This is a genomic window from Gordonia metallireducens, from assembly GCF_021245825.1.
Taxonomy (GTDB): domain Bacteria; phylum Actinomycetota; class Actinomycetes; order Mycobacteriales; family Mycobacteriaceae; genus Gordonia; species Gordonia namibiensis.
Genome location: NZ_JAJQJP010000033.1, coordinates 21,451 through 34,944 on the forward strand (window position 1 = coordinate 21,451; position 13,494 = coordinate 34,944).

General features: G+C 67.2%; 11 protein-coding genes. 8 read left to right on the forward strand and 3 right to left on the reverse strand.

Annotation, left to right across the window (positions count from 1 at the left end; translation table 11 throughout):
* Positions 1–83: 83 nt before the first annotated feature.
* Positions 84–1,052 carry a DNA polymerase III subunit delta gene (gene holA / locus LQD00_RS13420; RefSeq protein ID WP_232717693.1) on the forward strand — a complete coding sequence of 323 codons (969 nt, stop codon included), beginning with the start codon at positions 84–86 and terminating at the stop codon, positions 1,050–1,052.
* Between the two features lie 396 nt (positions 1,053–1,448).
* On the opposite strand, the gene rpsT is transcribed toward holA, so the two are convergent.
* Complete coding sequence (gene rpsT / locus LQD00_RS13425; protein WP_006865751.1) at positions 1,449–1,709, reverse strand: 30S ribosomal protein S20; 261 nt, start codon at positions 1,707–1,709, stop codon at positions 1,449–1,451.
* Between the two features lie 228 nt (positions 1,710–1,937).
* Here rpsT and LQD00_RS13430 point away from each other — a divergent pair, with 228 nt between their 5' ends.
* From LQD00_RS13430 to LQD00_RS13445, 4 genes are all read left to right on the forward strand, one after another.
* The gene (locus LQD00_RS13430; RefSeq protein ID WP_232717694.1) at positions 1,938–3,092 is read left to right on the forward strand and encodes a sulfotransferase family protein; all 1,155 of its coding nucleotides are present in this window, start codon (positions 1,938–1,940) and stop codon (positions 3,090–3,092) included.
* Between the two features lie 79 nt (positions 3,093–3,171).
* Positions 3,172–4,992, forward strand: coding sequence for a circularly permuted type 2 ATP-grasp protein (locus LQD00_RS13435; RefSeq protein ID WP_232717695.1), 1,821 nt, complete (start codon positions 3,172–3,174; stop codon positions 4,990–4,992).
* The gene (locus LQD00_RS13440) at positions 4,989–5,966 is read left to right on the forward strand and encodes an alpha-E domain-containing protein (protein ID WP_232717696.1); all 978 of its coding nucleotides are present in this window, start codon (positions 4,989–4,991) and stop codon (positions 5,964–5,966) included. Before LQD00_RS13435 ends, LQD00_RS13440 begins: the two co-directional genes overlap by 4 nt.
* On the forward strand, positions 5,963–6,811 hold the full coding sequence (locus LQD00_RS13445; RefSeq protein ID WP_232717697.1) for a transglutaminase family protein: 849 nt from the start codon (positions 5,963–5,965) through the stop codon (positions 6,809–6,811). The genes LQD00_RS13440 and LQD00_RS13445 overlap by 4 nt, the downstream gene beginning before the upstream one ends.
* Before the next feature lie 644 nt (positions 6,812–7,455).
* Here the strand turns inward: LQD00_RS13445 and LQD00_RS13450 are convergent.
* Together LQD00_RS13450 and LQD00_RS13455 are read right to left on the reverse strand one after the other, a co-directional pair.
* Positions 7,456–7,881, reverse strand: a complete 426-nt coding sequence (locus LQD00_RS13450) for a type II toxin-antitoxin system PemK/MazF family toxin (RefSeq protein ID WP_232717698.1) — start codon at positions 7,879–7,881, stop codon at positions 7,456–7,458.
* Positions 7,878–8,576, reverse strand: coding sequence for an alpha/beta hydrolase family protein (locus tag LQD00_RS13455; RefSeq protein WP_232717699.1), 699 nt, complete (start codon positions 8,574–8,576; stop codon positions 7,878–7,880). The genes LQD00_RS13450 and LQD00_RS13455 overlap by 4 nt, the downstream gene beginning before the upstream one ends.
* Positions 8,577–8,626: 50 nt before the next feature.
* On the opposite strand from LQD00_RS13455, the gene lepA reads away from it, so the two are divergent.
* From lepA to LQD00_RS13470, 3 genes are read left to right on the forward strand one after another with little or no spacing between them, the layout of a single operon-like run.
* On the forward strand, positions 8,627–10,513 hold the full coding sequence (gene lepA, locus LQD00_RS13460; RefSeq protein WP_232717700.1) for a translation elongation factor 4: 1,887 nt from the start codon (positions 8,627–8,629) through the stop codon (positions 10,511–10,513).
* Positions 10,514–12,565 (forward strand): M3 family metallopeptidase, encoded by a 2,052-nt coding sequence (locus LQD00_RS13465; protein ID WP_232717701.1) that lies wholly within the window; start codon positions 10,514–10,516, stop codon positions 12,563–12,565.
* 13 nt (positions 12,566–12,578) lie between these two features.
* A complete protein-coding gene (locus LQD00_RS13470) occupies positions 12,579–13,484 on the forward strand; it encodes a cation diffusion facilitator family transporter (RefSeq protein WP_232717702.1) in 906 nt (301 codons plus the stop codon).
* Positions 13,485–13,494: the final 10 nt, after the last annotated feature.

Sequence of the window (13,494 nt, forward strand, 5' to 3'; positions counted from 1 at the left end):
GCGCTTTCCGGGGGCGGATTTCAGCGGGGGCGGACCGGCCACACCCGCGAACCCGTGTCGGCCCGATCTGGCACGATGAGCACGTGACCGATCGCCTGCACCTGCTCCTCGGAGACGACGACTTCCTGACCGGCCGGGTGATCTCCGGGGTCGCCGAGGCGACGTCGAAGGAGGCGGGCACCCCGGTCCCGGTGACCCGGGTCCGAGCGGGTGACGTCAGCGAACACGAGCTCGCCGAGTTGCTGAGCCCGTCGTTGTTCGCCGAGGAACGCATCGTCGTCGTCGAGTCCGCCGCCGAAGCGGGCAAGGAGCCGGCGGCGCTCATCGCGGCGACGGCCTCATCCCTGCCCGAGGGCATCACGCTGATGGTGATCCACACCGGTGGCGGACGTGCCAAGTCGATGGTGCCGGCGTTGAAGAAGGCCGGAGCCGTCGAGCATGCGACCACCGCACCGAAATGGGCGTCGGACCGGATGACCTTCGTCCGCAACGAGTTCCGGTCGCTAGGTGTGAAGGTCAGCGCCGACGTCGTCGAGCAGGTCGTCGAAAGCGTGGGTTCGGAACTGCGCGAACTCGCTGCCGCGTGTGCGCAGCTCGTCGCCGACACCGGCGGCAAGGTGAACCGCGAGAGCGTGCAGCTGTACTACCAGGGCCGGTCCGAGGTGACCGGTTTCGAGGTCGCCGACAAGGCGGTCCTGGGGGACAGGGCCGGAGCGCTCGAGTCACTCGCCTGGGCGCTGCACCACGGTGTGCCGCGCGTCCTGCTGGCCGATGCCCTCGCCGAAGCCGTCCACGCCATCGCCCGCATCCGGCCGATGGGTTCGATCGATCATTTCGCCGCCGCCTCCGAACTCGGCATGCCGCCGAACCGGGTCAAGAGCGTGCAGGCGAAGGCCAAGGCGTGGGACTCGGAGTCGATCGCCCGCGCGGTCGGGGTAGTTGCGAAACTCAACGGCGACGTCAAGGGCCAGGCCGCCGACGCCGACTACGCACTGACCTACGCCGTCGCCGCGGTCGCGGACCTGCGGCCGGACGGTCGACGACGCAGCTGATTCAGCAAAAGGTTCCGCTGAGCGATACCTGTTGCTGAATCGCGTCGGGCAGGGCTGGTTTCGATACAGCTCCTCGCTGCGCTCGTCGCCACTCAACCGGCGTTCGGTGGGCGTCGCTGCGCTCGTCGCCACTCAACCGGCGTTCGGTGAGCGTCGCTGCGCTCGTCCCACTCAACCGGCGTTCCGTGAGCGTCGCTGCGCTCGTCGCCACTCAACCAGGAGGTGGCGAGGTGCGCGTGGGGTAGCTCAGCCCGCGTGGGGAGCCGCCCGAACCGGCAGGGCCGAAGAACGACGATCACCCCGGCAACCGCGTGGATGCTGCCGGGGTGATCGTGAGTATGAACATATGGCGGCGCGCTACGCGCCGAGGCGACCCGGGGGTCGGGGTGGGTCAGCTCAGAGCTTGTTGACCGCGAGAGCGATGGCCGACTTCTTGTTGGCGGCCTGGTTGGCGTGGATGACGCCCTTGCTGGCGGCCTTGTCGAGCTTGCGGCTCGCAGCCTGACCGAGCTCGGCAGCCTTGTCCTTGTCGCCGGCCTCGACGGCCTCACGGAAGCTACGGATCGAGGTACGCAGTGCCGACTTCACCGACACGTTGCGCTGCCGGTTCTTCTCGTTGGTGCGGTTGCGCTTGATCTGAGACTTGATGTTCGCCACGCGTGTTACCTCTGTCGTTGCTGGTGGATATGTCTGTCTGTTCTGGTCGGGCGGCGGACCGGGTGGCCCGAACTCGCACCGCGCGGTGTCGGCGCGTGAAGGATCTTCACGGCGTCACCGCAACAGCGGACAACATTACCAGCCGGGATCAGTCAGCCCAAAATCCGTGGTCGGGCCGATGTGCGCCGAAAAGAATCATCGTGGGTGAAAGTCTAGGCTCGAGTCATCATGTCCGTCGTTTATGTACACATCGGCCTTCCCAAGACCGGCACCACGCACCTGCAGGATCGACTCTGGCGTAACCGTGACCTGGCGTTACAGACGTCAGGGTTGCTCTACCCGGGCAATGTGATCTCCGATCACTTCCACGCCGCGGTCCACCTCCAGCCGGAGCGCTACCTCGACTGGGCCGACCCGGCCTTCTCGGGGGTGTGGCCCAAGCTGCTCGGTCAGATGCGGGCCTGGCCGCAGACCTCGCTGCTGTCGCATGAGCTCTACAGCACCGCGACGAGCGAGCAGATCGAGCGCCTCCTGGCCGACCTGTCGTTCGCCGACGAGGTCCACGTCATCGCGACCGTCCGCGACCTCGCCCGGCAGCTTCCGTCGGTCTGGCAGGAGAACGTCAAGAACCAGCGTCGTGCCTCCTTCGACGAGTTCGTCGACGCGGTCGCGTTCGCGGCGGAGTCGAACACGGTGGGCGAGGCATCCGCGGAGGATGCCGGTCCGCTCGTCGAGGACGAACCGTTCTGGGAGTTCCAGGACCACGTCGGCATCCTCGCGAAGTGGGCGAGGTTCGTCGGACCGGAACGCGTCCACGTGGTGACCGTGCCGCGTGGCCGTCCGGAGCCGGGCGACACCCTCTGGGATCGCTTCCTCCGCGTGATGGAGGTCGACCCGGCACCGTTGAACATCCCGGTGCCGAGCCTCAACAGTTCGCTGTCGGCGTCGCAGGCCGAGTTCCTCCGCGGTCTGAATCAACGCCTGCAGCCGGAGACCATCGAATGGCGCCGGTACGAACGAGTCATCAAGGGACAGGTGATCGGCGAGATCCTGTTCGAGGCGCGCTCGGGCGCACCCCAGGGGCTGACGGTCAAACACCGGCAATGGGCCGCCGCGCAGGCGACCACGATGGTGGAAGCGGTACGCAGCGCGGGATACGACGTCGCGGGTGACCTCGCCGACCTCGACGTGTCGCCGGACGGCGCCACCGACGACGCACCGATGCCGTCCGATGGGGAAGTGCTCGACGTGGCTCTCGACACGATCGCCTCGATGGTCCTCGCCGCGCCGCTGCCCAAGGTCGGACCGCCGGTGAAGACGCGCGCAGCCAATGTCCTGCGGCGGGTCAAGCGCCGCGCCCTCGCGATGCGACGCTCACTCTGAGGCGCCGGCGCGCAACGCGCACGACACGGTCTGCCAACCGCCGTGCCGATTTCGCGGTTATGCGGCACCATGGCAAATTATGACCCCCGCATCGACAAGTGCGCCCGCCAAGAAGGCGGCGCGTAAGTCCGCATCCGCGAAGACAACGACGTCGAGCTCGTCCGGGAAGGCGGCTTCGGGCCGTTCCGGATCGTCGAAGAGTTCGGGGTCGGGAGGCAGATCCGGCAAGTCGAGCGGTGAGCAGAACTTCACCGGCAACTTCGGCGGCTACTCAAAAGGCCCGTACGGCAAGGCATATGACGAGATGTTCGATGCCGCGGGGGATGTGCGCACCCCGTACCGCGGCATCTACAAGGCGATGGCCGACGAGGACTCGTCCGACCTGGTCGAGGCCCGCGTCGAAGCACTGGGTCGCGCCTACCTCGATCAGGGTGTGACCTTCTCGCTGTCCGGCCAGGAACGCCCCTTCCCGTTGGACATTGTGCCGCGCGTGATCTCGGCCGGTGAGTGGAGCAAGCTCGAAGCGGGTATCACCCAGCGAGTGCAGGCGCTCGAGCTGTTCCTCGACGACATCTACGGCGAGCAGGAGATCCTGCGCGACGGCGTGCTGCCGAAACGGCTCGTCCACTCCTGTGAGCACTTCCATCGGCAGGCTGCAAACATCCGTCCGCCCAACGGTGTTCGCATCCACGTCGCCGGCATCGACCTGATCCGCGACGAGAACGGCGACTTCCGGGTCCTCGAGGACAACCTGCGGTCGCCGTCGGGTGTCTCGTACGTGCTCGAGAACCGCCGTGCCATGGCGCGCGTGTTCCCCGACCTCTTCTCCAAACACCGCGTCCGCGCGGTCGCCGACTATCCGAGCCACCTGCTGCGAGCGCTGCGGGCGTCGGCGGCGTTCAACGAGGCCGACCCGAACATCGTCGTGCTCACCCCGGGTGTGGCGAACTCCGCGTACTTCGAACACTCGCTGCTCGCACGCCTGATGGGCGTCGAGCTCGTCGAGGGTCGAGATCTGTTCTGCCGCGACAACGTCGTCTACATGCGCACCACCGAGGGCGAACAGCGCGTCGACGTCATCTACCGCCGCATCGACGACGACTTCCTCGACCCCATGCAGTTCCGTCCCGATTCGATGCTGGGTGTCGCCGGACTTCTCAACGCGGCCCGGGCCGGCAACGTGGTCATCTCGAGCGCGGTCGGCAACGGTGTCGGCGACGACAAGCTGATCTACACCTACGTCCCGGAGATCATCGAGTACTACCTCGGTGAGAAGCCGAGCCTGCAGAACGTCGACACCCTGCGCTGCTGGCTCCCGGAGGAATGCGAAGAGGTGCTCGACCGCATCGACGAACTCGTCGTGAAACCCGTTGAGGGATCGGGCGGTTACGGCATCGTCTTCGGGCCCGAGGCCACCAAGGCGGAGCTGGACACCCTGGCCCGCAAGGTGCGCAACGACCCGCGCGGCTGGATCGCACAGCCCGTCGTCCAGCTGTCGACGGTGCCGACGAAGATCGGCAACGAGATCCGCCCCCGTCACGTCGACCTGCGTCCGTTCGCCGTCAACGACGGCGAGTCGGTCTGGGTCCTACCCGGCGGACTCACTCGCGTCGCCCTGCCGGAAGGGTCGCTGGTGGTGAACTCCAGCCAGGGCGGCGGCTCCAAGGACACCTGGGTGCTCGCCAGCCGGACGTCGGAGGCCGAACGCGAACTCTCCGGCGCGAAGGTGGTCACCACCAGTGGTGTCGCCGCGGCCCGGCCCGCCGACAACGCCCCCGACCCGGTGCACACCCAGACCCAGCAGCAGCAACAGGGCGTGTCAGCCCAGTCGCAGTCACCGGGCAAACAGTCCCAGAGTCTCGGCGGCATGACTCAACAGCAGGGTGGTGATCTCCGATGATGTTGGCGCGCAACGCCGAATCCTTGTACTGGATCGGCAGGTACGTGGAACGCGCCGACGACATGGCGCGCATCCTCGACGTCGCGATCCACCAGCTGCTCGAGGACACCACCGTCGACGTCGACCAGCAAGCTCGCCTGATCATCCAGGTGCTCGGGCTCGAGGCGCCGGAGACCGACGAGGAACTCGACGTCTGGTCGCTGACGGAACGGGTGGCCTACGACGCCGACGCGGTCGGGTCGGTCGTCGACCTCATCCGCGCGGCGCGCGAGAATGCCCGCGGCGCACGGGAAGTCACGTCGAGTGAGCTGTGGGAGTGTCTCAACACCACCTACAACGGACTCGACGCCGCCGAACGCCGTGCGCGCCGACTCGGTCCGCACGAGTTCCTCTCGTACGTGAAGAACCGGGCGGCCATGTTCGCCGGCCTCGCCGACGCCACCCTCAGCCACGACGACGGCTACCGCTACCTGCTGCTCGGCCGTTCCGTGGAACGGGTCGACATGACGATCCGAATGCTGTTGTCGCGAGCGGGGGATCGCACCTCGTCGCCCGCATGGGTCAACGTACTGGTCTCCGCCGGCGGCCACGACACCTTCCTGCGCACCTACCGCGGCGTCCTCGACGCGGAGAACATCGTCGAGTTCATGTTGCTCGACCGCCTGTTCCCGCGGTCGATCTTCCACGCGCTCAGCGTCGCCGAGCGCAACCTCGGACAGCTGGAGAAGGGCCCCAGCCGTGTCGGTGCCCAGGCCGAGGCCCAGCTGCTGCTCGGTCGGGCGCGGAGTTCGCTGGAGTTCCTCGAACCCGGCGAGCTGCTCGACGGGCTGCAGGAACGTCTCGTCGATTTGCAGGACACCTGCCGTGCCGTCAACGAGGCGGTCACCAAGCAGTACTTCCATGTGTCGCCGTACGTTTCGTGGGCCGACACGCGCGTCAGCGACAACCAAGTGATCGAGGAGAGTGAACTGTGAGCTGGCGTCTGCGCGTCGTCCATTCCACCGGTTTCGCCTACCACAGTCCCGTCACCTCGTCGTACAACGAGGCCCGGATCACGCCCCGCAGCGACGCCCGGCAGAACGTGATCGTCAACCGTGTCGAGACCGTGCCGGCCACCAGGTCGTATCGGTACACCGACTACTGGGGTACCGCGGTCACCGCCTTCGATCTCCATGCGCCGCACGAGGAACTCGAGGTGTCGGGTATGTCGGTCGTGGAGACCGATGCCGGACAGCGCCCGTCCGAGGAGGACCAGGCGTCGTGGGAGGACATCCGCAGCGAGGCCATCATGGACCGCTACGACGAGATGCTCTCCAACACCACCTACGTGCCGAAGAATCGTCAGCTGATCGCGGCGGCGAAGAAGGTCGCCAAGGGGCTCACACCGGAGGAGACGGTCGAGGCGCTGGCGCGATACGTCCACCAGGAGATGGAGTACATGCCCGGCACCACCGGCGTGCACACCACCGCCGTCGACGCCTGGAACGAACGCAAGGGCGTCTGTCAGGACTACGCGCACCTCACCCTGGTGATGTTGCGCGGCTTGGGTATTCCGGCCCGCTACGTGTCGGGATACCTGCACCCGAAGCCGAATGCGGCGATCGACAAGACGGTCCAGGGTCAGAGCCACGCATGGATCGAGGCCTGGACCGGTGGCTGGTGGGGCTACGACCCGACCAACGACACCCCGATCACCGAACAGCACGTGTCGGTCGGCGTCGGCCGCGACTACGCGGACGTGTCGCCGCTCAAAGGGGTCTACACCGGCGGCGGCGCAACGGATCTCGACGTCATCGTGGAGATCACCCGGTTGGCGTAGGGGCGTCACCAGGCCTTCGAGGCTCGTCGCTTGCGCTCCTCGCACCTCAGGCAGCGAGGGGGTGGCGGCGCAACGGATCTCGACGTCATCGTGGAGATCACCCGGTTGGCGTAGGGGCGTCACCAGGCCTTCGAGGCTCGTCGCTTGCGCTCCTCGCACCTCAGGCAGCGAGGGGGTGGCGGCGCAACGGATCTCGACGTGATCGTGGAGATCACCCGGTTGGCGTAGGGGTGTCACCAGGCCTTCGTGGCTCGTCGCTTCGCTCCTCGCGCCTCAGGCAGCGAGGGGGGGCGGCGCAACGGATCTCGATGTGATCGTGGGATCACCCGGTTGGCGTAGGGGTGTCACCAGGCCTTCGTGGCTCGTCGCTTGCGCTCCTCGCGCCTCAGGCAGCGAGGGGGGCGGCGCAACGGATCTCGATGTCATCGTGGAGATCACCCGGTTGGCGTAGGGGTGTCGCCAGGCCTTCGTGGCTCGTCGCTAGCGCTCCTCGCACCTCAGGCGGCAGGGGTGGGTCGCTTTAGCTCCTCGCACCTCAGGCGGCAGGGGTGGGTCGCTTTAGCTCCTCGCACCTCAGGCGGCAGGGGCGGCGGCGCAACGGATCTCGATGTCATCGTGGAGATCACCCGGTTGGCGTAGGACTCTTAGCGCCAGCCGAAGCGTGACCTGAGTTCGTCGGCGACCGCGTCGAAGCGGCGACGGTCGAGGATGGCGCCCTCGCGTCGGATGCCGTCGGCGTCGACGACGAGGACGCGGTCGAGGCGGACGAAGCTCGGCCGGTTCTGTGAGTCCCAGCTCCCGGTGCCGACGGCGAACCAGTCGTCGTCCTGGTGATAGTCCTTGCTGGACAACATGAGTCCGAGGACGTCGTCGGCGGTCTCTGCGTTGGCGTCGCGGCCAACGACGAGCACCGGGCGGTCCTTGCCCTGGCTGGGGTCGTCCTCGTAGGCGACCCAGGTCCACACGATCTCGCCGGGATCGGCGTCGCCGTCGAGTTCGGGGTTGTAGCTGATCGTGCGGGCGACCTCGGCGGTGGCGCGGAGGCGGGATCGGAGGCTGCGGTTCGTCACGCCCGAGATCCTTTCATCAGGAACTCGTCGACGGCGTCGGCGGTCAGCTGCGCGGTCGGCTTCTTCTTCGGGTTGAGGTCGTGACCGACCTTCTCGAGTTCGACGATCCGCGTCGGCGCGTCGATCAGGCCGATGGCCGCGGCCATCTCCTCGGTGGTGCCGAACGGGTCGGTGCTGCCGTGGACGACGAGGGTCGGCACGGTGATCGACGGCAGGTGTTCGGTGCGCAGCCGGTCTGGCTTTCCGGGCGGGTGCAGGGGATAGGAGCTGAGCAGGAGGCCGTCGGCGAGGTCGGTGCCGTCCTCGGCGACCGCCATCGACGCCTGACGCCCGCCGTAGGAGTGGCCGCCGACGAACAGCGGGCCGTCGGACTCGCCGCGGAACATCGCGCAGGCGGCGCGGATGCCGTCGCGATCGGCCGGCGACGTCGACGGACTCGGCGGTCCCTTGGGACGGCGGCGGCGATAGGGGAGGTCGATTCGGGCGACGACGTAACCGCGTGAACTCAGTTCGTCGGCGAGCGCGCGCAGGATGACCGCGTCGCGGTTGCCGCCCGCGCCGTGGGCCAGGACGATCGTGGCGCGGGGTGTGCCGTCCGGCCGGTGCACGTCGGCGGCGACGTCCTCGGTCTCGACGGTGGTGATGGTGGTCGCTGGCTTTTCCGACTCGGCGGACTCGGCTGTCACGGCTGTCACGGTAGCGCCCCGCCATCCGCTTGGGCACCATTCCCGGCGCTCATGAGAACATGGTGGTCAACGTACGTGTCCATCCTCGAGGAGTAGTTCCAATTCCCACCTTCGCCGACCAGACCTTCACCGACCCGGCGCGCATCCGGAACTTCTGCATCATCGCCCACATCGACCACGGAAAGTCGACGCTGGCCGACCGGATGCTGCAGCTCACCGGTGTCGTGGAAGAGCGCCAGATGCGGGCGCAGTACCTCGATCGCATGGACATCGAGCGCGAGCGCGGCATCACCATCAAAGCGCAGAACGTGCGACTGCCGTGGCAGCTCGACGGTGACGAGTACGTCGTGCACCTCATCGACACCCCCGGTCACGTCGACTTCACCTACGAGGTGTCGCGTGCGCTCGAGGCGTGTGAAGGCGCGGTCCTCCTCGTCGACGCCGCCCAGGGCATCGAGGCCCAGACGCTCGCCAACCTGTACCTGGCGATGGAGAACGACCTCACCATCATCCCGGTCCTGAACAAGATCGATCTGCCCGCGGCCGACCCCGAACGGTATGCCGCCGAGCTCGCCCACATCGTCGGTTGTGAGCCGGAGGACGTCCTGCGGGTGTCCGGCAAGACCGGCGTCGGCGTCGGCGAACTGCTCGACGAGGTCATCCGCAAGGTGCCCGCCCCCGTCGGGAACGCCGACGCCCCGGCACGCGCGATGATCTTCGACTCGGTCTACGACACCTACCGCGGCGTGGTCACCTACGTCCGTGTCGTCGACGGCAAGATCGTGCCGCGCGAGAAGATCCAGATGATGTCGACCGGTGCGACCCACGAGCTGCTCGAGGTGGGCATCGTGTCGCCGGAACCGAAGGCCACCCAGGGCCTCGGCGTCGGCGAGGTGGGTTACCTCATCACCGGTGTGAAGGACGTCCGCCAATCGAAGGTCGGTGACACCGTCACCAGCGCCCGCAACGGCGCGAGCGAAGCGCTCACCGGTTATCGCGAACCGCGACCGATGGTCTACTCGGGTCTGTACCCGATGGACGGATCGGATTACCCGGTCCTGCGTGAGGCGCTGGAGAAGCTGCAACTCAACGACGCCGCGCTCACCTATGAGCCGGAGACCTCGGTGGCACTGGGCTTCGGATTCCGTTGCGGCTTCCTGGGTCTGCTCCACATGGAGATCACCCGCGAGCGTCTCGAGCGCGAGTTCAACCTGGATCTCATCTCGACCGCACCCAACGTGGTGTACCGCGTGGTGATGGAGGACGGCTCCGAACACATCGTTACCAACCCGTCGGACTGGCCGGAGGGCAAGACCCGCCACATCTACGAGCCGATCGTCAAGACCACCGTGATCGCGCCGAGCGAGTTCATCGGCGCCATCATGGAGCTCTGCCAGTCGCGTCGCGGCGAGCTCGGCGGCATGGACTACTTGTCGGAGACCCGCGTGGAACTCCGCTACACCCTGCCGATGGCAGAGATCATCTTCGACTTCTTCGACTCGCTGAAGTCGCGCACCCGCGGCTATGCCTCGCTCGACTACGAGGAGGCGGGAGAGCAGGAAGCCGACCTGGTCAAGGTCGACATCCTGTTGCAGGGCGAGGCCGTCGACGCGTTCAGCGCGATCGTCCACCGCGACGCCGCCTACGCCTACGGCAACAAGATGGCGCTCAAGCTCCGCGAGCTCATCCCACGCCAGCAGTTCGAGGTCCCGATCCAGGCGGCCATCGGCTCGAAGATCATTGCGCGCGAGAACATCCGGGCGATCCGCAAGGACGTCCTCGCGAAGTGCTACGGCGGCGACATCAGCCGTAAGCGCAAGCTGCTCGAGAAGCAGAAGGAAGGCAAGAAGCGGATGAAGACCATCGGCCGTGTCGAGGTCCCGCAGGAGGCGTTCGTCGCAGCGCTCTCCACCGATGCAGCAGGTGACAAACCGAAGGGGAAGTAGATGACGGGGCAGGACAGCGCAACCAATCCGGTACTGGCACAGAGTGATCTGCCCTACGATCTACCGGACTTCGCGTCGATCTCCGACGACGACTTCCTGCCCGCCTTCCGCGAGGCGATGGCGTCGCACCTCGCCGAGGTCGAGGCCATCGCCGCCGACCCCGCCGCACCGACCTTCGCCAACACCATCGAGGCACTGGAACTCTCGGGTCGTGACCTGGCCCGTGCCTCGGGTGTCTTCTTCAACCTCGTCGGCCCCGACACGAACCCCAGGCGCAACGAGATCTCCCAGGAACTCTCGACGCTGCTGACCGACCACGGCAACACCATCGCGATGAATCCGGTTCTGTTCGGCCGGATCTCGGATCTCGCCTCCCGCGCCGACGAACTCGACCTGACCGAGCCGCAGCGTCGTCTTCTCGACAAGCGGTACCGCGAGTCCGTGCGCGCCGGTGCCGGTCTGCCCGAGGCGGAGCAGGAGGAGATGCGCCAGATCGCCTCCCGGCTCGCCTATCTGACGACGACCTTCTCGCAGAAGATCCTCGACGACACCAACGATTCGGCGGTCCTCGTCGACGATGCGGCCGACCTCGACGGTCTGTCCGCCGGCCAGATCGCGGCCGCTCGACGCGCGGCAGCCGACGCCGGCCACGAGAACGGCTACCTGATCACCCTGGAACTGCCGACCAGCCAGTCGGTGCTGACCGAGCTGACGAATCCCGCCGTGCGGCAACGGGTATTCGACGCGTCGGTGAACCGCTGCTCGCGCGGCAACGACCACGACACCCGCGAACTCGTCCTCGAGATCGTCCGGCTGCGTGCTCGCCGTGCCGAGCTGCTGGGGTACCGCGACCACGCCGAGTTCGTGATCGCCGAGCAGACCGCACCCGACCCGTCCGCGGTAGACGACCTGCTGCGCGAACTCAACGAGTCCGCGATGCGTGCCGGGGGTCGGGAACTGACCCGGCTCACCGAGTTCGCCGGCGACGTCGAGATCGGACCCGCCGACCTGACCTTCTGGCTCGAACGCGAGAAGCAGGCCAAGTCCTCGGTGCCGCTCGACGGTTTCGCCGACTACTGCGAGCTCGACACCGTCCTGACCCGCGGAGTCTTCTACGCGGCCAACAAGCTGTACGGCCTGACTTTCGTCGAACGCACCGGGCTGCCCGTCTATCACCCCGACGTGCGGGTGTGGGAGGTGCGGGACGACTCGGACACCGGCATAGGACTGTTCCTCGGCGACTACTACGCGCGGCCGTCGAAGCGCGGCGGTGCCTGGATGAACAACATCGTCGACCAGTCGTCGGTGCTGCAGACCCAGCCGATCATCGTCAACGTCCTGAACCTGACGAAACCCGACGAGGGACAGCCATGTCTGCTCACCATCGATCAGCTGACGACCCTGTTCCACGAGTTCGGGCACGCGCTGCACGGTCTGTTGTCGTCGGTCGAGTACCCGTCCCAGTCGGGCACGTCCGTGCCGCGCGACTTCGTCGAGTTCCCGTCGCAGGTCAACGAGATGTGGGCGCTGCACCCGGAGGTGCTCGCCAACTATGCGCTGCACCACGCGACCGGTGAGCCGATCCCGGCCGAACTGGCCGCCGCCGCACGGGAATCCGCGGGCGCCGAGACCGCGCACGGGACCATCGAGTACCTCGCGGCGTCGTCTCTCGATCTCGCCTGGCACCGGCTGACGGTCGAGGAGGCCGCGGCCGTGACCGACGTGGAGGCATTCGAGGCGAAGGCACTCACGGAGGTCGGCCTGCAAACCGACCTGATCCCGCCGCGCTACCGCAGCGCCTACTTCAACCACATCTTCGGCGGCGGCTACTCGGCCGGCTACTACAGCTACATCTGGTCGGAGGTCCTCGACGCCGAGACCGAACAATGGTTCCTCGCCTCGGGCGGCCTCGAGCGCGACAACGGACGACGCTTCGCCGAGGCGACGCTGTCGCGCGGTGACAGCATCGACCCGCTGGTGTCGCACGAGGCCCTGATCGGCCGCAAGCCGCAGATCGAGCCGCTCCTGCGTCGTCGGGGGCTCGCGGCCTGAGCCGGCCCCGATCATGACAAGCGGACAACGCCGTAACCTCGCGCGGTTCGCGGTGCTCAGCATCGTGACCGCGGTGGTCGTGTTCGGGCTCAAACTGCTGGCCTGGTGGATCACCGGGTCGGTGGGCCTGCTGTCCGACGCGCTCGAATCGATCGTCAACGTCGTCGCCGCCGTGGGCGCGTTCGTCGCACTACGGGTCGCCGCGAAGCCACCGGACCGGGGACACAACTTCGGGCACACCAAGGCCGAGTACTTCTCGGCGGTGTTCGAAGGTGTCCTGATCGTCGTGGCGGCGGTGATCATCGTCGTGACCGCGATCGACCGGCTCATCAACCCGCGCGAGCTCGAAGAGGTCGGACTCGGGCTCGGCATCTCGGTGGGCGCCACGGTACTCAATGCGGCGGTGGGGTTGATCCTCATCCGGGCCGGCCGCAAACACCGGTCACTGACCCTCGAAGCCGACGGCAAGCATCTGATGACCGACGTGGCGACCACGGTCGGCGTCCTCGTGGGTGTGTTCCTGGTCGCGTTGACCGGCTGGCTACCGCTCGACCCGCTGATCGCCATCGCGGTCGCGATCAACATCATGGTCGTCGGCAGCCGGCTGGTGTGGCGCTCGGGTGCGGGTCTGATGGACTCCGCGCTCCCCGCCGAGCAGCGCTCCGCCATCGACGGCGTACTCGACCGACACCGTGCCGACGGCATCGTCTTCCACGACATCCGCACCCGCGAGGCCGGTCACGAACGGTTCCTGCAGCTTCACATGCTCGTTCCCGGTGACTGGTCGGTGCAGCGCGCCCACGATCTCACCGAGGTCGTCGAGGACGAACTGCACGCTGCGGTACCGGACCTGAACATCACGACACACGTCGAACCGGTCAACGATCCGCGTGCCTACGAGGAGTGGCGACTGGAATAGGAACGGCGCC

Coding starts and splice junctions, on each gene's coding strand:
- LQD00_RS13430 (WP_232717694.1), top strand. CDS start 1,938: ATGTCCGTCGTTTATGTACACATCGGCCTTCCCAAGACCGGCACCACG.
- LQD00_RS13435 (WP_232717695.1), top strand. CDS start 3,172: ATGACCCCCGCATCGACAAGTGCGCCCGCCAAGAAGGCGGCGCGTAAG.
- LQD00_RS13440 (WP_232717696.1), top strand. CDS start 4,989: ATGATGTTGGCGCGCAACGCCGAATCCTTGTACTGGATCGGCAGGTAC.
- lepA (WP_232717700.1), top strand. CDS start 8,627: ATGGTGGTCAACGTACGTGTCCATCCTCGAGGAGTAGTTCCAATTCCC.
- LQD00_RS13465 (WP_232717701.1), top strand. CDS start 10,514: ATGACGGGGCAGGACAGCGCAACCAATCCGGTACTGGCACAGAGTGAT.
- LQD00_RS13470 (WP_232717702.1), top strand. CDS start 12,579: ATGACAAGCGGACAACGCCGTAACCTCGCGCGGTTCGCGGTGCTCAGC.